The organism is Halobacillus litoralis (assembly GCF_009856445.1).
Taxonomy (GTDB): domain Bacteria; phylum Bacillota; class Bacilli; order Bacillales; family Halobacillaceae; genus Halobacillus; species Halobacillus litoralis.
The window spans coordinates 389207-409143 of record NZ_WMFA01000001.1; the positions used below are offsets into that span (position 1 = coordinate 389207).

General features: G+C 45.1%; 15 protein-coding genes and 1 riboswitch. Of the genes, 10 read left to right on the forward strand and 5 right to left on the reverse strand.

All coding sequences use genetic code 11. From position 1 onward, the window contains the following. The first annotated feature begins 69 nt into the window (after window positions 1-69). Window positions 70-1431, forward strand: coding sequence for a polysaccharide deacetylase family protein (locus GLW00_RS01810; protein ID WP_160910769.1), 1362 nt, complete (start codon window positions 70-72; stop codon window positions 1429-1431). Window positions 1432-1510: 79 nt separating this feature from the next. Here the strand turns inward: GLW00_RS01810 and metX are convergent, their stop codons facing one another. Beyond that, window positions 1511-2563 carry a homoserine O-acetyltransferase MetX gene (gene metX, locus GLW00_RS01815; protein WP_160910770.1) on the reverse strand — a complete coding sequence of 351 codons (1053 nt, stop codon included), beginning with the start codon at window positions 2561-2563 and terminating at the stop codon, window positions 1511-1513. A gap of 23 nt (window positions 2564-2586) precedes the next feature. Beyond that, window positions 2587-4281, reverse strand: coding sequence for an O-acetylhomoserine aminocarboxypropyltransferase/cysteine synthase family protein (locus GLW00_RS01820; RefSeq protein WP_160910771.1), 1695 nt, complete (start codon window positions 4279-4281; stop codon window positions 2587-2589). A gap of 109 nt (window positions 4282-4390) precedes the next feature. Further along, a riboswitch (SAM riboswitch) is annotated at window positions 4391-4502 on the reverse strand. Window positions 4503-4637: 135 nt separating this feature from the next. On the opposite strand from GLW00_RS01820, the gene GLW00_RS01825 reads away from it, so the two are divergent. The 3 genes from GLW00_RS01825 (at window position 4638) to GLW00_RS01835 (ending at window position 7241) form a co-directional block, all read left to right on the forward strand. Further along, on the forward strand, window positions 4638-4835 hold the full coding sequence (locus GLW00_RS01825; RefSeq protein WP_089653746.1) for a DUF2188 domain-containing protein: 198 nt from the start codon (window positions 4638-4640) through the stop codon (window positions 4833-4835). Between the two features lie 693 nt (window positions 4836-5528). Then, window positions 5529-6749 (forward strand): NAD(P)/FAD-dependent oxidoreductase, encoded by a 1221-nt coding sequence (locus GLW00_RS01830; protein WP_160910772.1) that lies wholly within the window; start codon window positions 5529-5531, stop codon window positions 6747-6749. A 36-nt stretch (window positions 6750-6785) separates the two neighbouring features. Beyond that, window positions 6786-7241, forward strand: coding sequence for a hypothetical protein (locus GLW00_RS01835; RefSeq protein ID WP_160910773.1), 456 nt, complete (start codon window positions 6786-6788; stop codon window positions 7239-7241). A gap of 51 nt (window positions 7242-7292) precedes the next feature. On the opposite strand, the gene GLW00_RS01840 is transcribed toward GLW00_RS01835, so the two are convergent. Next, the gene (locus tag GLW00_RS01840) at window positions 7293-8138 is read right to left on the reverse strand and encodes a TetR/AcrR family transcriptional regulator (RefSeq protein ID WP_160910774.1); all 846 of its coding nucleotides are present in this window, start codon (window positions 8136-8138) and stop codon (window positions 7293-7295) included. Window positions 8139-8253: 115 nt separating this feature from the next. Between GLW00_RS01840 and GLW00_RS01845 the strand changes: the two genes are divergently transcribed. After that, entirely contained in the window at window positions 8254-11421 is a 3168-nt protein-coding gene (locus GLW00_RS01845) for an efflux RND transporter permease subunit (protein WP_160910775.1), read from the forward strand. Between the two features lie 128 nt (window positions 11422-11549). After that, on the forward strand, window positions 11550-12515 hold the full coding sequence (locus GLW00_RS01850) for an NAD(P)/FAD-dependent oxidoreductase (protein WP_160910776.1): 966 nt from the start codon (window positions 11550-11552) through the stop codon (window positions 12513-12515). A 285-nt stretch (window positions 12516-12800) separates the two neighbouring features. Here GLW00_RS01850 and rarD read toward each other — a convergent pair whose 3' ends face one another. Continuing rightward, window positions 12801-13706 carry an EamA family transporter RarD gene (gene rarD / locus GLW00_RS01855; RefSeq protein ID WP_160910777.1) on the reverse strand — a complete coding sequence of 302 codons (906 nt, stop codon included), beginning with the start codon at window positions 13704-13706 and terminating at the stop codon, window positions 12801-12803. Window positions 13707-13814: 108 nt separating this feature from the next. Then, entirely contained in the window at window positions 13815-15404 is a 1590-nt protein-coding gene (locus tag GLW00_RS01860; protein ID WP_160910778.1) for an FAD-dependent oxidoreductase, read from the reverse strand. A 145-nt stretch (window positions 15405-15549) separates the two neighbouring features. Here GLW00_RS01860 and GLW00_RS01865 point away from each other — a divergent pair, with 145 nt between their 5' ends. From GLW00_RS01865 to megL, 4 genes are all read left to right on the forward strand, one after another. Continuing rightward, window positions 15550-16806: an EAL and HDOD domain-containing protein gene (locus tag GLW00_RS01865; RefSeq protein WP_160910779.1), complete on the forward strand. Its 1257-nt coding sequence runs from the start codon at window positions 15550-15552 to the stop codon at window positions 16804-16806. A 102-nt stretch (window positions 16807-16908) separates the two neighbouring features. After that, the gene (locus GLW00_RS01870; protein WP_160910780.1) at window positions 16909-17340 is read left to right on the forward strand and encodes a MarR family winged helix-turn-helix transcriptional regulator; all 432 of its coding nucleotides are present in this window, start codon (window positions 16909-16911) and stop codon (window positions 17338-17340) included. Next, window positions 17337-18530 carry an MFS transporter gene (locus GLW00_RS01875; protein WP_160910781.1) on the forward strand — a complete coding sequence of 398 codons (1194 nt, stop codon included), beginning with the start codon at window positions 17337-17339 and terminating at the stop codon, window positions 18528-18530. The genes GLW00_RS01870 and GLW00_RS01875 overlap by 4 nt, the downstream gene beginning before the upstream one ends. Window positions 18531-18603: 73 nt before the next feature. Next, on the forward strand, window positions 18604-19788 hold the full coding sequence (megL, locus tag GLW00_RS01880) for a methionine gamma-lyase (RefSeq protein ID WP_160910782.1): 1185 nt from the start codon (window positions 18604-18606) through the stop codon (window positions 19786-19788). Window positions 19789-19937 lie beyond the last annotated feature (149 nt).

A 19937-nucleotide genomic window follows, 5' to 3' on the forward strand; every position in this document is an offset into this window, starting at 1 on the left:
AAGTTATTAAGTCATTGTTACATTTGTGTTACAATAGATTGTGTGACTATGAGATAAAGAGGGAAAAGCATGAGACAACCGATTATATATACCATTTTGTTTGTTTTGTTGACGGCGTCCGGCTGTTCTTTCATTGCAAATGCTAATGAAGAGTCGGGGAAGAAAAAGGGTAAGCAGGCGGCAATGTATGACGTAAGTATAGAAACAGAGATTAATGAATTTGAAGAGTATCATATGACCGCTCATTATCCACAAACACCGAATAACCAAATTGACCAGACTATTATAGATTATGTGAATCAGCAGAAAGCTTTGTTTAAACAAGAAAGTTATAAGAGTAAACAAAAAAATAATGGAGATCAGGCGCACGAGCTGCACATTGATTTTGAAGTCATCCATCAAAACCAACGTTTTTTTGTTGTGAGGTTTATCGAAACGATTGATCTTGGTAGGGGTGGAGTCATTACCAATCAAACCATTATGAATTTCGATAAGAAAAATGGCAAAGCTTTGTCGATGGAAGAATTATTCAAGGAAGACATCTATTATGTCGATCGTCTTCACGATTGGACGAAAGAAAAAATGATTGATGCAGGTGAAGAAAACTCGAAGCTTATAGATAAGCTTGAGGCTAAAATTGAATTTTACGAAGACATCGCTTTGACGGGTGAAGGGGTCCTTGTATTTATAGACGATCCAGCTAATGAGGAACCGGTCCGTGTGATAATCGAGAAAAGCAAAGTATCTAAGCTTCTTCGTTCAGAATATAAAGGAGCCTTCCAAGAGGCTCCTGAAGCAGTGACTAATCTAAATTCAGAGGATCAAGGAAGTGACAATAAATATCAGGACTTTACTTTAGATGACCATTTACATGAGGAGGGGAAAGAAGTGGCTTTAACCTTCGATGATGGTCCTCATCCTGAAGTCACCAGGCAAATCCTTGACGTACTGGACCAGTATGAAGCGAAGGCCTCTTTCTTCATGATTGGCAAGCGCGTAGGTTACTATCCTGAGGTGGTTCGGGAAGTGAGTGAGCGCGGGCATGAAATTGGAAATCATACATGGAATCACCCTCGCTTGGGTCGCATGTCAGACGAACAGATCAATCAGCAGATCTCATCGACTCAAACGATTCTGGAACAAGTGACCGGACAAAAGGTGGACCTGCTGCGATTGCCTTTTGGAAACCTGCCTTCTGCCAACTATCAAGAAGAAGGTCATGTTGTTCCGTGGACCATTTATTCTGAGAAGTGGGAAGATCTCCCGCCGGAAGCAGTAGCAGAGGATATTCTTTCAAAAGTAGAAGGAGATTCCATTATTCTGCTTCATGACCTTCAACTTTCTACAGTGGAAACCGTAGAGCTTTTATTGGAAAACCTGTATGCTAAAGGGTATAAAGTCGTTCCTGTCAGTCATTTGAGTGATCATTAAAAAACCCGTTCCGTTGTAAATTTAAAACGGAACGGGTTTTTTATTTGATTTGTACAAGGGGAAAGTACCTGGTGGGATATTAGATTAATTGATCTTCCACCCATTTGCCCCAACGGTCGAATTCTACGAGAAATCCATCATGACCATAGTCAGTGGGGATGTGATGATGCTTTCCTTTTTTACAGAAGGTAGAGAATGGTTGAATCAGGGCTTCTGGGTAAAGGAGGTCGTGTTCGAAACTGAAGGTGTGGACCTCTGCTTTGTATTGCTTCGCTGCTTGTGCCCAACCATTTCTCCCTCGCCCAATGTCATGATTGTTCATCGCCTCAAGAAGGTAAAGGTAGCTGTTGGCATCAAAGCGCTCTTTGATCTTATCCCCGTGGTAGTCCAAATAGGATTGAATTTCATACGACGTATCAGTGTTATAGGACCGGTCGAACCTTTTTTCAAATAATGTACTGCTTCGGTACGTGACCATTCCGGTCATACGGGCAATTTCGAATCCCCTGAGGTCCTCATTTGAATGATAGTCCCCGTTTAGGAAATGGGGGTCACTCTTTATGGCTCTGGCACCGATATGGTTAAATGCGATGCCATAATCACTTAAATAAGGGGTAGCGGCGAGAATGAATAGTTTTTTCATGAAATCAGGGTAAAGAAGTCCCCATTCATACGTCTGCATACCGCCAAGTGATCCACCTGCAATCGCATGGACATGAGTGATACCTAAATGTTGTAAAGCCTCATATTGAGCATGCACCATATCCCGAATCGTGACTTTTGGAAAGGTTTGCCGGTATGGTTTGCCTGTGTCCGGGTTAACGCTTGCGGGTCCTGTTGATCCGTGACATCCACCTAGAACATTGAAGGTGATCACTTGATAGCGATTGGTATCAATTGGACAATCTTCCCCAATTAAACCGGCCCACCAGCCACGTTCATCCCTTGAACCGACGGCGAGCTGGTTGCCCGTTAATGCGTGGCATACGAGAATAACGGGGGCATTCGTCGGCCCGTATCTTTCGTAAGCAAGTTCGACATCTGATAGCACTTCACCAGACTCAAAGGTGAAAGTGCCGATCGAGATCGATTGATTGGTTCGTGGGTGGCTGGCGGGGTTTCTTAATGACATGCTTTTCATTCTCCTTTCTTTCACTAGACCGATACGAGGGAAGTAGAAAAATCTTTCCCTGACCGGATATTCACGACAGCCTCATAAAGGCTTACCCCGGAAATGATGGCTGCATCTTCGTGAGTGATCGGTTTCCTTGACCAGAGTAATGTTGGCTTTATTTCTTTTGCTATGTTCAAGACATCTTCATCGGCTTCTTCAACATAGACGATATCCCAGTTGACATTCGTTTCTTTGCGCAGATCCTCAAGATGAGAGAAGGTAAGAACTTCAAACCCTAACCTTTCCAACTTGTTTTGCTCCATAAGAAGAGTACTTGTGCCTGCGATCCCGATCACTCTTTTCCTCAATTCCCCGTTCGAACGGTCCAGGGATGATGATAAAACAGGCTCTGCCACATGTTTGCTCTTACCATAGGATTTCTTATATCCAGTGGCGTGGAAGATGGCATTGTCCAGATCCTGGATTAAATCTTTTACAGACTCTAAGCCAACAGACAAGCGGACAAGTTCTTCTGTTACACCCGATTTACTCAAATTTTCGTCGCTTAATTGCTGGTGGGTCGTAGAAGCTGGATGGATGATTAAAGATTTGGCATCCCCGACATTGGCTACATGCGACCAGATGGTACTTTGATCAATGAGTTTACGACCTTCATCACGCCCGCCTTTAATTCCAAAGACAACAATGGATCCATGCCCATAGTGAAAATATTTTTGGGCTAAAGAATAAGTAGGGTGGTCTTTCAACCCTGGATAATTCACCCATTCAACACCATCGTGGTCCTTTAAGTATTCGGCGATTTCCAAAGCTTGATCCGCGTGTGTTTTCACTCGCAAGTGTAAAGTTTCCAGACCTTGCAAAAGTAAGAATGCGTTTTGTGGGCTAAGACAGGCCCCAATATCTCGAAGCAGCTGTACGCGTAGTTTTATGGCAAAAGCAGCAGGGCCGGCATCCACCCCGAATCGAATCCCGTTATAGCTTTCATCCGGTTCAGTGAACCCTGGGAATTTCTCATGATTCCAGTCAAAACGTCCACTATCAACCACCACACCTCCAATGGCCGTTCCATGTCCGCCAATCCATTTCGTGGCAGAGTGCACAACGATGTCTGCTCCCCAATCGATTGGTCTGCACACATAAGGAGTAGCGAATGTGTTATCGATGATGAAAGGGATGTGGTGATCATGCGCGACATCTGCGATCGCTTCAATATCCAGTACATTCAAACTAGGGTTCCCAATGGTCTCGGCAAAAATCGCTTTTGTATGAGGAGTAATCGCCTTGGCGAATGATTCAGGATCATCTCCTTCTACAAAGTGGACATTGATTCCATAACGAGGGAGGGTGTGGACAAATAAATTGTACGTTCCTCCATAAAGGTTCGTGGAAGTCACAATGTCATCTCCAGCTTTAGCGACGTTCAGAATAGCCATCGTAATCGCGGACATGCCTGATGCTGTCGCCACCGCTGCGGCACCGTCCTCCAGAAGAGCGATGCGCTGTTCGAATACATCCACGGTTGGGTTACCGATTCGTGAATAAATGTTGCCGGGCTCGGCAAGTGCAAAAAGATTTTGAGCGTGTTCCGTATCATTAAAAACATACGATGTCGTCTGATAAATCGGTACAGCACGTGAACCTGTAGTGGGGTCAGGTTCCTGACCACCGTGAAGCAAATTTGTTTCAGGACCAAACGTGTGGAATGGTAAACTCATGGGAAAATTCCTCCTCTATTTTTTTCCTAGGGCATTCACTTTGTTGAAGAGTGAAAAAGAAAAGCCCTCTTCTTTAAGTAAGAAGAGGGCTTTATGTATCTCATACCTCCCCTTATCTTTCAGATCATGTGATCTGTAGGATGTAGCACCTTTTCAAGGTTTTTGCCTTGAAGGTTGCCGGGCGTCGTAGGGCCTAGTCCCTCTGCCGCTCTCGATAAGAGTTGTTTTTATTCAATTTTTCTGACTTGTTTGAAATTATAAAGGCGTCTTTTCATATTGTCAAACAATTTTGATACGTTTGAACCCTCCCAGCTGTGGGAATGGATAATTAAGTCTATGAGATAGGAGTGAAGTTCATGAAACAATATAGTGTTGTACCTAATAAAGATGTAACTGGCTGGTTTGTAAAAATCGAAGATGTCGCTCCAACAGACCTTTATGATGAGCGTGATACTGCGGTTGCCAAAGCAGAGGAAATCGCAAAAGAAAACAAACCGAGCAAACTTCAAATCTTGGATCAAAACCATGAAGTTGAAGAAGAGCGCACTTACTAATTAAAACTCCCCACCGCGGGAGTTTTTTTATGTGCAATTATCTATGATCAGTTGTTAAAGTATATAGCAGGATTGTGGAAGACTCAGTTCCGAGATGTTTTTTGGGTTCGTTACGGTATTTGGCGTCAGGGGTGGCTGGGAAGCTACTCGCTTTCCTGCGGGGATGACGGCAAGCCTCCTCGTGCTACGCACTGTGGGGTCTTGCCAGCCAATCCATTCCCGCGGGAGTCTCGCAGCTTCCCAACCACCCCATCCCATAAAGGGTATAACGAACCCCTTTTGCCAAGTATGAGTGCTCTTCACAAATCCTGATCTATAGTCATAACTCGCCTATAACAAGCTTTTCCATTCATAAAAGAGGTAAGAATATGCGTAATGCTTCACTTTCCATGCAAGATAAAAGCTTGTTTTTTTGGAAATGGTTTCGAGATACTTATATGGCAAAGGGGCGGAGGGGAATGGCGAGACTCCTGCGGGAAAAAAGTGCAGGGTGAGACCCCACAGGACGCAGTCCGAGGAGGCTCACCGCGCTCCCGCGGAAAGCGAGCTATTCCCCGCAGCCCCATCTACCCAACAGAAGTCTCGAAACTGAGTCTTCCACTAAAGGGAGCTTATCTACAACAAACCACTCTAGAGTTTTTGTGGTGCTCCAGTTATGATGGAGGTATACGTTACGTGAAGGTGTGTGCAATCATGAAACATCATTATGATGTCATTATCGTCGGTGCACGTGTAGCCGGCGCAAGTTTAGCTATTTTACTAGGAGAGATGGGGAAGAAAGTCCTCCTTGTCGATAAAGCCAGTTTTCCAAGTGATACACTGTCTACTCATTTTATGTCCCACACAGGGTTTTTAGAAAAATTGGGCGTGCTTAAGCAACTGGAGGAGTCGGGGTTGAGAAAAGTAACAAGGATGCGGACCCATATTGGTAGCAGCTTCGTAGAAGGACCGCGAACATCCTATACTATCATTCCAAGAAGAGACAAACTCGACTCCATGTTGATTGAACGAGCGCTTACTTTCCCATCCGTCCAATTTAAACCTGAAACGGCAGCACGAGAGTTGATATGGGAAGAAGGGAAGGTCGTCGGCCTCAGTCTAATAGAAAAAGGGGCATCGCAGAATGTCTATGCTGATTTGATCGTTGGCGCGGATGGGAAAAACTCAAACATCGCTCACTGGGCCGGTTCAGAAAAGTATGAAGAAACGAAACCATTGCGCCCGGTCATCTACGGTTACTTTGAGGGGGTAGACCCCTTATCAGAACCTGCTACAGAGATTTTCCTTCATGAAGGCCGTATCGGTTTTGTTTTCCCGATGGAGCCCAACCGGGACTGCCTGGGCATCGAAATCCATCCAGAAGAATTCAAAACGATGATGAAAAATCCGGAAGATTCGTTTAAACAAACGTTTGATCAAATGTATAGAATGAGAGAAAGAATGAAAGGTGCCAAGCTTCAAGGAAAGATGATAGGAACACCAGGCATGCCGAATTTCTTCCGAACGGCCTATGGAGATGGCTGGGCATTAATCGGGGACGCTGGTCACAGCAAAGACCCGAGTACAGGGTTGGGGATCAATGATGCCTTTATGCAGTCATTTTTACTTGCCGATGCCTGCTTGAAAATGGATGAGGGAGTCCCGAGAGATGAGGCAATGAAAGAGTTTGCACGGAAAAGGGACGAGCAGCTTCTCCCTGGTTTTCAAATGACTCTTCATTACGTCGAGTCCCTAAGAAAGTGGTCAGATAATGAAGTGGCACTGTTTCAATCGATGGCAGCAAATCCAATGGTATGGAACAAACTTGTTCCGAATTTATCCCGTCATTTAGAAAAAGATGCGGCTGATTTTCCTCTTCTTCATACAGCGATGCAAATGGAAGCAGAACAGTTCGGATTTAAAAAGGAATCTTAGGGAGAAAAGTCGAATGTAGGTAATGAGGTGATCAAGGTGGAATGGACGAAAGAAACCGCATTTACTAAATTGCAGGAAATCTATAATGATAAAGTCATGCAGGATGAAAAACGAAGAGTCTTCCAACAAGTGTACAATCATTTACAACAGCATCTCGATGATCTTGCGGTCCAATCTGGGCTGAAGGAAAAAGCGCAGGAACAGCTGAAATTCTTCAAGGAATATACGTTCATGCCAGGAGACAACTTGTTTCAGTCCATGCGTTACGTGTTCTTAATTGCCCGGGGTGAAAAAGAAAGAGACCCTGAAGAAACCAGACAGCATTTGAACCGCATCTATCGTTCGCTTTATCAGCCGGCAGGGCTTAAAAACCCTTATATTCCTGATTCCTTTTGGGAAACTCCGCTTGGTGTAGCATGCTTAGTAGCAGAAGAAGGCGTAGAAGCTGTCTATCCAATTCTCGATGAAGTACTGGAAGCAGAGCGTGTATAATAAAAAAGCTCAGGCTATGCCTGAGCTTTTTACTATGATTATTAAATGATTTTATAACTGGTAGTATTTTTTTATGCTTTCGATGGTTTCTTTGAAAAGCGGTTCCCCTTCAAGGTTTGCCATCATTCCCTTTAGAATAGCAGACCTGGGCTGGTCCCTTTTCATTTCTTCCGTCAGGACATGCACCGTATCTTTCATTTCCTGATCCCCATCATTGGCTAGTTCTTCTAAGTTTAATAGCAACTGTTCTTTTTCTTCTCCGTAGAACATGGGTGGTAAGAGCTGCCGCATGGTTCTTCCCGTTATGACTGGTTGGTCACCACTCTTTTGAAAACCTTCTACAATATAGTCCGTTCTACGTAACATGGCGACTGCCAGCGACTCGAGGTCTAAATCAGCCCCCTCGATAATAATGAGATCCATGTACCCTTTGAACATCCCCTGTAGAATCAGACTGACCTCCCATACGGTTTCATCCACCTGATGCTGATAGATGTTTTGCAAGTGACTTTTGTAGAAAAGGTAAGAGTTCACCCGCATTTGAGTAAGAAATTGTTCGATATTCTCATTGAAGGGGATGGCTTGTTCCCGGATTTGCATAATAATGAATTCTCTGTGGTTGGCCAGTTCTTCAAAAGTGACTTGCAGTTGTTTCTTAAACTTCGTACGATCATCCGCATCGAGCTTTTGAATTTCATCAATGCGCGTTTGAATCCGTTGATAATAATAGTTGAATATGTCTAACAGCAGAGCATCTTTCGATTTAAAATGGAGGTAGAAAGCTCCTTTTGATATTCCGCATGCGCTTGCGATTTCCTGGACGGAAGTAGAGCTGAATCCTTTTTTAGCAAACAGCTTGATGGACTGTTCGATAATATATATTGATTTTTGTTCCATGGTTGTCGCTCCTTCAAAGTTGGAGAAGTTGATGTTTTCCCTTGACCTCTGACCAGTTGGTCATTTATATTTTATAGTGTTGTGACTAACTGGTCAATAAAGGGGAGAGTTGAGTATGAAACGAATCATCGATTTTTCGATGAATAACAAATTTGCGATTTGGCTTATGACAATCCTCATTACCGCAGCAGGTTTATATGCAGGATTGAATATGAAGCTTGAAACCATACCGGATATTGAGCCACCGATCATTACGGTGACCACGACGTATCCAGGGGCTACACCAGAAGAGGTGGCTGATCAAATATCAGAACCACTTGAAAAGCAAGTAAGCAATTTGAGTGGAGTGAAAACGGTCAGTTCTTCCTCTTTTCAAAATGCTTCCTCACTTCAGTTGGAATATAGCTTTGATAAAAGTTTAGATGAAGCAGAGGATGAATTGCAAGAAGCAGTCGATGAGGTTGCTTTGCCGGACGGAGCAGAAGAGCCTTCTGTATCACGTTTGAACTTTAACGCCTTTCCTGTCGTGAGTTTAAGTGCCATCAATGGAGATGGATCACTTGAACAATTAACGAAAACAGTAGAAGAAGAGATCGTGCCATCTCTTGAGGGTCTTGAAGGTGTCGCGGATGTGCAGGTTTCCGGGCAGCAGCTTGAAGAAATCCGCATTGATTTGAATGAAGAAGTATTGAATGAGCGGGGTCTTGATAAAGAAACCATTACGAGTTTCATTCAAGGATCGGACGTTTCCTTCCCATTAGGCTTATACACTTTTGATGATACTCAAAAATCTGTCGTCATTGATGGCAACCTTACAAGTGTGGAAGAGTTGAGAGAATTGCAGATTCCTGCTATTCCTTCAGCGGGAGGAAGTCAACCTGGTCAACAAATGCCTTCACAAGGACCGGGTCAAATTCCTCCTGAAGCTCAGCAAGGAGGTCAAGGGCAGGGATCTGCGACCGCTGACATGCCGGCCATGGATGGAATCCCGACGGTTACCCTTGGCGAAATTGCTGATGTAGAGGTCGTTGGAGAAGCTGAATCCATCTCCCGTACGAATGGGGAAGATTCCATATCCCTGCAAATTGTCAAATCTCAGGAAGCCAATACCGTTGATGTTGTAAATCTTGTAAAAGAAGAAACAGATTCTTTCCAGGAAGACCTGGATGGGATAGAATTTGTGTATTCTTTCGACCAGGGCGAGCCGATTGAAGAGTCTGTCAGTACGATGCTTAATAAGGCATTGTTTGGTGGGATTTTCGCTGTCCTAGTCATCTTGTTGTTCTTACGTAACATCAAGACGACATTGATCTCGGTCATTTCCATTCCGCTATCCTTATTGATCGCTATTCTATTCTTGAACTGGATGGACATCACGTTGAATATCATGACCCTTGGTGCCATGACAGTTGCGATTGGACGTGTGGTGGATGACTCGATTGTCGTTGTGGAGAATATATACAGGCGGATGTCGTTATCGGAAGAGAAGTTAAAAGGAAAAGCACTGATTCGTGAATCGACGAGAGAAATGTTCATGCCGATCCTTTCTTCGACGCTTGTAACCATCGCTGTATTCCTGCCGCTTGGCCTTGTTGAAGGTACAGTGGGTCAAATATTCCTACCGTTTGCACTAACGGTTGTTTTTGCCTTGTTAGCATCTCTACTTGTGGCTGTTACCATAGTTCCGATGCTGTCCCACTCTCTACTAAAAGAGTCGAAAATAAAAGGACGTACACATGAAGAAGGGGCAGGGAAACTCGCTCTCTTCTACAAAAAAATCCTAAACAGCACGTTGAATCATAAAGTCATTTCAAGCATCGTGGCTGTCTTGGTTCTGGTCGGGAGTATTGCTCTTCTCCCATTTGTGGGAACGAGTTTCCTTCCTGAACAAGAACAGAAGATGGTCATTGCAACTTTCAGCCCTGAGCCGGGACAGACGTCAGAAGACGTGGAACGTATTGCTGAAGATGCGCAGCAGTTCTTTATGGACCGTGATGGAGCCGAAACGGTTCAATACTCTGTTGGAGGCGAAAACCCGATGAACCCTGGGGCTTCCAACCAGGCGATGTTCTACGTGGAATATGCGGATGATACCGAAGAATTTTCGGAAGAAACGCAAGCTGTCATAGACAGCCTGAATGAACAAACGGAAAATGGCGAATGGATGAGTCAGGATTTCTCTGGAGCAGGATCAAGCAGTGGTCTTGAACTGCGGGTGTACGGAGATAATACAGACGAAATCAAACCGGTCGTTACTGAATTAGAAGAACTTCTTGCAGAAGAAGAGAAGTTGAGAAACGTCGATTCCAGTCTTTCAGAATCCTACGAAGAGTACACGCTTGTAGCCGACCATGAACGCTTAAGTGAGCTAGGCCTAACGGCTGCACAAATCGGTATGGAGCTTGGACAAAATCGTCAGGAGCCAGTGATTACGACGATTGAACGGGATGGAGAGGAATTGAATGTCTATCTCGAAGTAGAAAAAGAAGATATTGCTGGAATTGAGGACTTAACAGAGAAAGAAATCACTTCTCCAACGGGTCAGACAGTGGCGATCAGTGAACTTGTCGAAGTTGAAGAGGGGACAACAGCTGATACGATTACACGAAGAAATGGACGCGTGTATGCAAGTGTCAGTGCAGAGATTACAGTCGATGATGTAGGTGCTGTCTCTCAGGAAATCAATGAAAAAGCACAGGAGATTGATACGCCTTCCGGTGTAGAAATTACTCAAGGAGGGGTGGCAGAGGATATCAATGAATCCTTCTCTCAATTAGGTATTGCAATGCTTGCGGCAATCGCAATCGTGTACTTGATCCTAGTCGTATTCTTCGGCGGAGGACTGGCGCCATTAGCCATTCTATTCTCCTTGCCGTTTACCATTATCGGAGCGGTTCTTGGACTATTGATCAGTGGAGAAACCCTAAGTATTTCTGCCATGATCGGTGCCTTGATGCTGATCGGAATTGTTGTAACCAATGCGATTGTTCTCATCGACCGTGTCATATATAGAGAAAAAGAAGGCTTCTCTACACGCGAAGCTTTACTTGATGCAGGAATGACAAGACTTCGTCCAATATTGATGACAGCTCTTGCCACTATTGGAGCTCTGCTTCCGCTGGCTCTTGGGTTTGAAGGTGGTTCGATCATCAGTAAAGGTCTTGGAGTTACGGTTATCGGAGGGTTAGCGAGTTCTACACTCCTAACACTACTCATCGTACCGCTCGCGTACGAAATATTAATGAAGTTCCGTAGACAGAAAAAGACACAAACTACGAAATAGATTTTGGTAGAATAAGAACATCCTCACATGGCGGGGATGTTCTTTTTTTATACATTAGTAGAAAGTTTATCGTTTTTAATTATATGGCTGTGGGAATGGACTATAAATCGCTTAATGGAGGGGTTTGGATGGAGCATTATGAAATTACGATCATAGGAGCTGGACTGGCCGGCATAACAGCAGCAAGGAGATTAAAGAAACAGGGAAGAAGCAGCCTGTTGTTAACAGATAAAAGTAAAAGTGTCGGTGGCCGGCTGGCAACGAGGAGAGTTGCAGATGGACGGGCCGATCATGGGGCGCAATTTTTCACTGTACGAACAGATGAATTAGAAGATGAGGTGCAGGAATGGTTAGAACAAGGCTGGATTAAACAATGGTTCGGGGAAAAGTATCCTCGTTACACCGCTGTGCAAGGAATGAACGGCCTTGCGAAGCAGTTAGCCTCAGACCTTCCAACTGCCCTACATACGAAAGTAGTCAAAATGCTTGAAGTAGAGGGAGGATACCGTCTTTACAGCGAAGACGGGAAGGAATGGCAGTCAGATAAAGTCCTGCTCACGATGCCTTCTCCGCAAATCATTGAACTATTGAAGAATAGTGAAGTGGAGGTTGATGAAGAAGAACTGAAGCAGCTGAAGGACATTTATTTCGAACCAACGTATGTGGGCATTTTTCATTTCAGAGAAGAGACGGATTTGCCGGAAGATGGCCATGTAGATGTGGGCCTTCCTGAAGGGATGGAACGGATGGTGGATCATCGGAAAAAAGGAATATCGGATGATACGGTTGTGAGTGTCTATATGGAAGCAGAGTGGTCACGTAAGCATTATGGTGAAGATTACGTGATGTCTTTAATCAAAGAAAAAGCAGCAGGGCATTTGAATTGGAAGCAGTTAGAGTCCGAACAATTGAAACGTTGGAGATACGCGCAGGCCAAAAAAGTGATGCGGCAGCCTTATGTCGATCTTTCAGGTGATGGACGCCTGGTGGTTGCCGGTGACGCGTTCTTAAGGCTGAATGATGAAGCGGGGCGCACGCGGTTTGAAAGTGCCTACCTATCTGGGAAAGATGCGGCAGCCTACTTGAGTTGGTGAGCTCGCATAACAAAGCGAAAGGTCATCCGTTTCGAGGATGACCTTTCGCGCCAAAGGAGCCCCGAATCGCGCCAAAGGAGCCCCGAATCGCGCCAAAGGAGCCCCGAATCGCGCCAAAGGAGCCCCGAATCGCGCCAAAGGAGCCCCGAATCGCGCCAAAGGAGCCCCGAATCGCGCCAAAGGAGCCCCGAATCGCGCCAAAGGAGCCCCGAATCGCGCCAAAGGAGCCCCGAAACATTCGAGAAAAAGGTTGGGCGGCATTCGTAACATGCCGCCCAACCTTTTTTAGCTTGCTTTTGCTTCGTATCTTTTCAATCGTTTCACTCTCGTGACGGTATAAACCGCCAGTCCTGCCCATATAAAGGTGAAAGATACAGCGTGTACATCTGTAAATGGTTCATCATATAGGAAGATCCCTATGATGAGCATGATGGTGGGCGCGAAATACTGAAGGAACCCTACCATGGATAAGGGAATTCTTTTTGCCCCTGCTGAAAATAAAAGGAGGGGGATGGCAGTAACGATTCCGGCGCCGAACACTATGGCAGTCGTCCATGACCAAAATTCTATGGTGGACCATTGGCCTGATTGTTGCTGAAAAAGAAAGCCCATAGCGATTGGCGTGACAATCAACGTTTCGATCGTCAAACCGAACATGGCATTTAAAGGAACAAGTTTTTTCAAGAGTCCGTACGATCCAAAGCTGAAGGCAAGCAACAGAGCAAGCCACGGCACAGAACCAAAGTTGACCGTCATATAAATGACGCCGAGTGCAGCTAGTAAGAAAGCAAGCCATTGAGCTTTTGAAAATTTTTCTTTTAAGACAATCATTCCGAGTAGAATACTCACGAGTGGATTGATGTAATAACCAAGACTCGCTTCAACGACGTGATCCGTATTGACCGCAAGGATATAGGTAACCCAGTTGATGCTGATGGTGATGGAGGCGAGGGTGATGCCGATCAATTGTTTTTTATTTTTTACGATTTGTCGGCATTCCCGTATAAATTCTTTCTGTTTTCTTGTGATCATGATTATGATTCCCATGAAGAGGAAGGACCAGACGATGCGGTGAGCCAGGATTTCAAAAGCAGGAATCTCTTGAATCATCTTCCAGTAAATGGGGAGCACTCCCCACAATATGTAGGCTCCGGCCGTATAGGTAACACCGAGTTTTTGTTCATTGATCATGGTGAGGACCCTTTCGTAAATCGGGATATTTGTTCATCCGATTCATTATATCACCGTTCGAAAGGGGAAGCTTGAAAAATGCATGGCCCGTATGAGGGGCCATGCACATTAAGGTTGTTCGCCGTGTTCTTCCTCACTGCTTTCTCCTAGTGGCGCGTGGTGATCCGGTTCCCCTTCCAATGCAATCTTCATTAGAGGCTTGTCGGCAGGTCCTTCGACCACCGTTCCATCATAGGAAAAACGGGATCCGTGGCAAGGACAGTCCCATGTATGTTCGCCACTATTCCATTCGACTTCACACCCCAGATGTGTGCAGGTCGTGTCGAGGACATGGAGCTTGCCTTCATCATCTCTGTACGCACCGGCTCTTTCACCGCGCCACTGGACGACCATTCCTTCTCCTTTTTTGAGAGAATTCGGGCGCTCGGCTACAAGTTCCAGTTTCCCTTCGACCAAGTGGACAGCGACATCGAAGTTTTGGGATAAAAACTGCTTCATGCTAGGGTCTGATTTGAAGCGTGTAGGTTTGAATAGTTCGTGAAAAAGAGATTCCTCACCAAGGACATAATCGCAAATCAGTTTAGCTGCAAGTGTCCCGTTCGTCATGCCCCATTTACGGAAACCTGTAGCGATGAATACCCGATCGTTGTTCCGTGTAATCGGTCCGATATAAGGGACTTTATCAAGTGTGGTTAGATCCTGAGCTGACCATTGGAACAGTTTCTCTTTAATACCGAACGTCTGAGCGGCAAATTCCTCGAGAGCATGGTAATGGAATGATGTATCCACACCTTGCCCTGTCTTATGGCTTTCTCCACCAATCAACAACACCGGCTTCCCATTGTATTCAGCCGTACGGATGGAACGTTTCGGTTCATCGATCGACAAGTACATCCCCTCAGGCACTTCTTTCTCAGGTTCTATGGCAAGAAGGTAGGAACGTTCGGCATACATGCGGCTGAAATAGAGCCCTTTTCCATCGTAAAAAGGGAAGTGGCTGCATGAAACTAATTTCTCACAGGCAAGTGTATGCCCATCCCCCGTTTGAATCTCTATGCGGTCTTTTTCTTTCACATCTGTCGCTTTGGTATGTTCAAAGATTTCCCCGCCCATTTTAACAAATTCGTCAATGAGAGCAGCTAAGTACTTGATCGGGTGGAAGCGGGCCTGATCCTTCATGCTTAGCGCTTTGGTAGCTTCCATTTCAAAAGGAAGGGCGTCAATGGTGCCGCCTGGAATGCCCAGCTTTTGATAAGCTTCATACTCATTTTTCAATTTGCGCGCACCTTGCTTAGTGGTTGAGAAAAGGTAGGCATCCTCTTTCACCCAGTTGCAGTCAATCTGATATTTATCAATCCATTCTTCCATGGACTGCAAGGCACTCATTTGGGCCTGGTAATAGAGGGATGCCTCCTCTTCACCAAAGTGATTCAATAATTCGTGGTAGATCAATCCGTGTTGAGCAGTTACTTTTGCGGTGGTATGACCTGTCGTACCATTCAATAACTCATCCGCTTCGATAAGAGTTACTTTTTTCCCTGCTTTCGCTAGAAGGTAAGCGGTCGTAATCCCGGTGATCCCTCCACCAACGACAGCCACCTCTGTCGTTGTATCTTCTTTCAGAGCTTCAAAAGTGGGCAGTGACATATTTTCACGCCATAAGGGTTCTGGCTGAGTCCATTTCTCGTGTTGTTCCATGACTTTCCCTCCTGAGTGACTCGTTTCTTTCAGTCTTTCCCTGTCTGAAGGTTTCATGTATTTTTCCATGGAAAAATTAACAACATTTAGGCTTTGTAGTATACTTGAACAAGATGGGAAGAAACGTATGAAGGTGGTAAGCAGGATGGAAGTATTCGTGGCGCGGCAGCCGATTTTGACAGTTGAGAATGATATATTTGCCTATGAACTACTGTATCGGAACAGTGAAGAAAACCGGTTCGTTCCTATGGATGGAAGTCAGGCAACCTCAGAAGTATTGATGAACAGTTTCGTTACGATCGGCTTAGAGCGTTTGTCACAAAACAAGCCATGTTTTATCAATTTCACGGAGGATCTTCTGCTGGAACAAGTCCCTGAATACTTTAATTCTGAACAACTGGTCGTGGAAATCCTTGAACACGTTTCTTTCAGCCTTGACCTTATCCGAGTGTGCAGAACCTTGAAGGAAAAAGGATATTTAATCGCGCTGGATGATGTCATCGATATCGACAGGCCTTCGGTGTATGAACTCCTTCATTATGTGGACATTTTAAAAGTGGACATTCGGGAAGTGACAGACGAGAACCGGGCCCGGATCATTCAGTTAGGGAAAGAGTATGGGGTGACGTTGTTAGCGGAAAAAGTGGAAACCCATGAAGAGCATCAACGGTGCATAGAAGAAGGTTTCTCCCTCTTCCAGGGGTTTTATTTCAGTAAGCCGGTGATCGTAAAAGGGACGGATATCCCTTTTCTTTCCTCGACCTATTTTCAAATGATCCAAGAGCTTACAGCTACGAATGACGACATTAATATTGAAAAAGTAACGGAAATTATGGAACAGGATCTAGCCCTTACTTACAAATTGCTCCGCTTGATCAATTCATCCCAGCAACGGACAAGAGTACCGATCCAATCCATCAGACAAGCCGTCATGCTGTTAGGGACCGAAGGCCTGAAAAAGTGGCTGTACGTATTATCAGTGGAACAAACCACGGCGGTTACCTCGACCCAATCCCAGCTTGTGATCAAAACGAGTCTTGTCCGTGCCAAACTTTGTGAACAGATGGCCGTCAGAATCAGGGCGGAAAAGAAGGCGGACGGTTATTTCCTGACCGGATTCATGTCGCTGATTGATGTAATCACCCAACGACCTTCGCATGAAGTGGTGGGCTCACTGCCCCTTGATGAAGAGATAAAGAATGCATTAGAGGGACAGCAGAATACGTACCGGCTCGTGTTGGATTTGGCTGTAGCGATGGAAAAGGCAGATTTTGAATGGCTTGAAAAACACTTGGCTGAATGGAATTTATCCTATTCGGAAGTATTTGAAGTGTACGGCCAGGCCATTGCCTGGTCTGAACAGCTCTATCATGAGCATTTCACCGAGAAGGTAGAAAGATAGCGGAACGGTTGAATCCATGTTATGATTTCTGAAGATGCTCTCGTCAAGAGAGCCCTTTTTTTGTCAATATTGTTACCTAGGTAACGAAAAGGAGCACACATCATGAGTTTAATTTTTCACCATATCCAACAACTGTCGAGAAATGTGAATCAATTTTTGAATGAAGGATTGCGGGATGAAGATATTTATATGTCTCACTGGGCCGTATTGTTCCAATTGCACAGCCATGGAGGATCGATGACACAGGCAGATCTCAAAGACCGCTTGAATATCGAAGCACCTCCTTTATCAAGGGTCATCGCTAAACTGGAGGCTCTTGGGTATATCGCGAAAAACAAGAGCATCGATCAACGCACGAATGATATAACGTTAACGAAATCAGGAAGAGAGCGCTATCCAGTTTGGCAGCAGGCCATACAAAAAGCAGAAGCGCGTTTATTAGAACGTTACGGTGGTCAAAGGGAAGCGGTATTGGAAGAGCATGTCCTTACACTCTCCCGGCTGATTGAAGAGGAAAGGGGGAGAAGCGAATGAAAAGGGAACCCCGTTTATGGACATCCAGTTTTCTTAATGTTTGTGCGAGCAATTTTCTCGTCTTTTTAGTGTTTTATCTTTTGTTCGTGACGATGCCGATCTATTCGATGGAATCCATTGGAGTGGCCGAAGGGGAAGCCGGCTTAATTATTACGGTCTTCCTGCTGGCAGCCATTCTTATACGTCCACTTTCAGGGCAGTGGGTGGAATCCTTTGGACGCAAGCCTGTGGTCGTAATCGCTTTAAGCATTTTTTTAGGAAGTTCCTTTTTGTATCTATGGTTCGACTCTTTTTCTGCCCTTTTAACCATTCGTTTCATACAAGGGATCGGTTTCGGGATGGGAACGACAGCTCTAGGGGCTATTGCTGCCGATGTTGTTCCAGATCAAAGAAAGGGGGAGGGGCTCGGTTATTTTGCGATGTCGATGAATTTCGCGATGGTGATTGGTCCTTTCCTGGGTCTTACTTTAATTCAAACGGCCGGGTTCACCGTGATGTTCTACGTTTGTGTCGCCCTGGCCGTCCTGGCTTTGCTTACTGGGCTTGTGATTCGTGTCGACCCTCTTCCTGTACCAGCGAAGAGAAGTATAGTCCCGAACATGCACAATCTTTTAGAAAAACCTGTGCTTCCTATTGCGTTGACCGGCGCCGTTATGGCGCTTGCGTACGCGGGAGTGTTATCGTTTGTTTCCGTCTATGCAAACCAGCTCGGCCTTGCAGAGGCGGCTAGTTATTTCTTCGTCGTCTATGCACTTGTACTGCTTGTCTCCCGACCATTTACCGGAAGGTGGTTTGATCAATATGGTGAAAATGTGATTGTGATACCATCGATTCTTGTTTTTGGTGCAGGGATGATGGTTTTAAGTTTTGCCAGCACGGCTTTTGTATTGCTTTTGGCTGGCGGATTGATCGGTCTCGGGTGGGGTACGCTCGTTCCGAGTATGCAGACCATCGCTTTGAAAAAAGTACCGGAAAGAGCAGGTTCAGCTACAGCCACTTTCTTTACGATTTTTGATATTGGCATTGGAGTAGGATCCTATGTTGTTGGAGCAGTTGCTACAGGTATTGGATTTTCCTCGCTCTATTTCAATAGTTCTTTTGTCGTATTGGGTGCGGTTTTCCTTTATATTCTTCTGCATGGAAGAAAGGTCCGCTCGAACGCTGAACATAAGATTGAATATAGTAGTTAAGAAGGAGGTCTTTTTCTCCTTCTTTTGTTACAATTAATTGAAAACGCTTACAAAATGAAGGGGGAAGGCCGTTTTGAAAAATAAAGAGAAACGGATAGAAACAGCAATGATTCATAATGATGAAAAAACAGGAAAGTATGACGGCAGCTTGACGACACCGATTTTTCAAACCTCCACCTTTTCTTTTTCTTCTGCAGCGGAAGGTGAAAGAAGGTTCGCTGGTGAAGAGGAAGGATACATTTATACGAGACTCGGGAACCCGACAGTGCGGACGTTGGAAAACCGCATCGCCACTCTTGAGGGTGGCGATCGTGGTTTGGCTTTCGCTTCAGGCATGGCTGCTGTATCTGCCGTATTAATAGCACTCACTAAAGCTGGTGACCATGTATTATGTTCGAACGGTCTATATGGTTGTACTTATGGTTTACTGAAGATGTTTGAAGAAAAATATGCGATCACTCATGATTTCAGCTATATGGAAACAGAGGAAGATGTGAAGGCGAAGATCACTCCGGATACCCGCTGTATCTTTATTGAGACGCCGATCAATCCGACGATGAAAATCATCGATCTTGCTATGGTGGCACGGGTGGCGAAAGAACATGGCATCCCGGTCGTTGTCGATAACACTTTCTGCACACCATACCTCCAGCGACCATTGGATCTTGGGTGTGATATTGTTTTGCACAGTGCCACCAAATACATCGGTGGTCACGGAGATGTCATTGCAGGCCTGGTCGTAGGAAAAAAAGAATTTATGGATGACTTGGCTATGGCTCAACAGAAAGATATCGGCGGTGTCCTGTCCCCCTTTGATGCCTGGCTTTTACTCAGGGGCTTAAAGACTCTTCATGTACGTATGGATCGCCACAGCATAAATGCTCTTGATCTGGCTAAAAGGCTGGATAACCACCCAAAAGTAAAACACGTATATTACCCAGGAATGGAAGGGAACGAGCAATTCAACATCGTTGAAAAGCAAATGAAAACAGGCGGAGGTGTGCTTGCTTTTGAAATAGAAGGAGGTAAAAAAGAAGCCCAGCAATTCATGGACCGCCTCCATCTAATTCAAATTGCGGTCAGCCTTGGGGATGCCGAAACCCTCATCCAACATCCGGCCACCATGACTCATGCAGTCGTTCCAGAAGAAAAGAGGCAGGAAATGGGCATTACCGATACACTCATCCGCCTATCCGCCGGCCTTGAATCCGTTGAGGACATTTGGGAAGATCTGAATCAGTCTTTGGAAGAAGGATAAGAGCCTATACATCATCCAGAGCTCTATGGGTACATAGGGCTCTTTTGATTATCACATTTTAAAGCGGATGGTGGTTTTTAAGAGGCTGTGAGTATTGACTTGTCTTGCTCCATCGTCCTGGCTGTCTTTCCCTTTCCGCACATTTTATT

Excerpts from the sequence above, each read along its gene's own strand:
- GLW00_RS01810 (WP_160910769.1), top strand. The coding sequence starts at position 70 with ATGAGACAACCGATTATATATACCATTTTGTTTGTTTTGTTGACGGCG.
- metX (WP_160910770.1), bottom strand. The coding sequence starts at position 2,563 with ATGTCATTAAGAAACCCCGCCAGCCACCCACGAACCAATCAATCGATC.
- GLW00_RS01820 (WP_160910771.1), bottom strand. The coding sequence starts at position 4,281 with ATGAGTTTACCATTCCACACGTTTGGTCCTGAAACAAATTTGCTTCAC.
- GLW00_RS01825 (WP_089653746.1), top strand. The coding sequence starts at position 4,638 with ATGAAACAATATAGTGTTGTACCTAATAAAGATGTAACTGGCTGGTTT.
- GLW00_RS01830 (WP_160910772.1), top strand. The coding sequence starts at position 5,529 with ATGAAACATCATTATGATGTCATTATCGTCGGTGCACGTGTAGCCGGC.
- GLW00_RS01840 (WP_160910774.1), bottom strand. The coding sequence starts at position 8,138 with ATGGAACAAAAATCAATATATATTATCGAACAGTCCATCAAGCTGTTT.
- GLW00_RS01845 (WP_160910775.1), top strand. The coding sequence starts at position 8,254 with ATGAAACGAATCATCGATTTTTCGATGAATAACAAATTTGCGATTTGG.
- GLW00_RS01850 (WP_160910776.1), top strand. The coding sequence starts at position 11,550 with ATGGAGCATTATGAAATTACGATCATAGGAGCTGGACTGGCCGGCATA.
- rarD (WP_160910777.1), bottom strand. The coding sequence starts at position 13,706 with ATGATCAATGAACAAAAACTCGGTGTTACCTATACGGCCGGAGCCTAC.
- GLW00_RS01860 (WP_160910778.1), bottom strand. The coding sequence starts at position 15,404 with ATGGAACAACACGAGAAATGGACTCAGCCAGAACCCTTATGGCGTGAA.
- GLW00_RS01865 (WP_160910779.1), top strand. The coding sequence starts at position 15,550 with ATGGAAGTATTCGTGGCGCGGCAGCCGATTTTGACAGTTGAGAATGAT.
- GLW00_RS01870 (WP_160910780.1), top strand. The coding sequence starts at position 16,909 with ATGAGTTTAATTTTTCACCATATCCAACAACTGTCGAGAAATGTGAAT.
- GLW00_RS01875 (WP_160910781.1), top strand. The coding sequence starts at position 17,337 with ATGAAAAGGGAACCCCGTTTATGGACATCCAGTTTTCTTAATGTTTGT.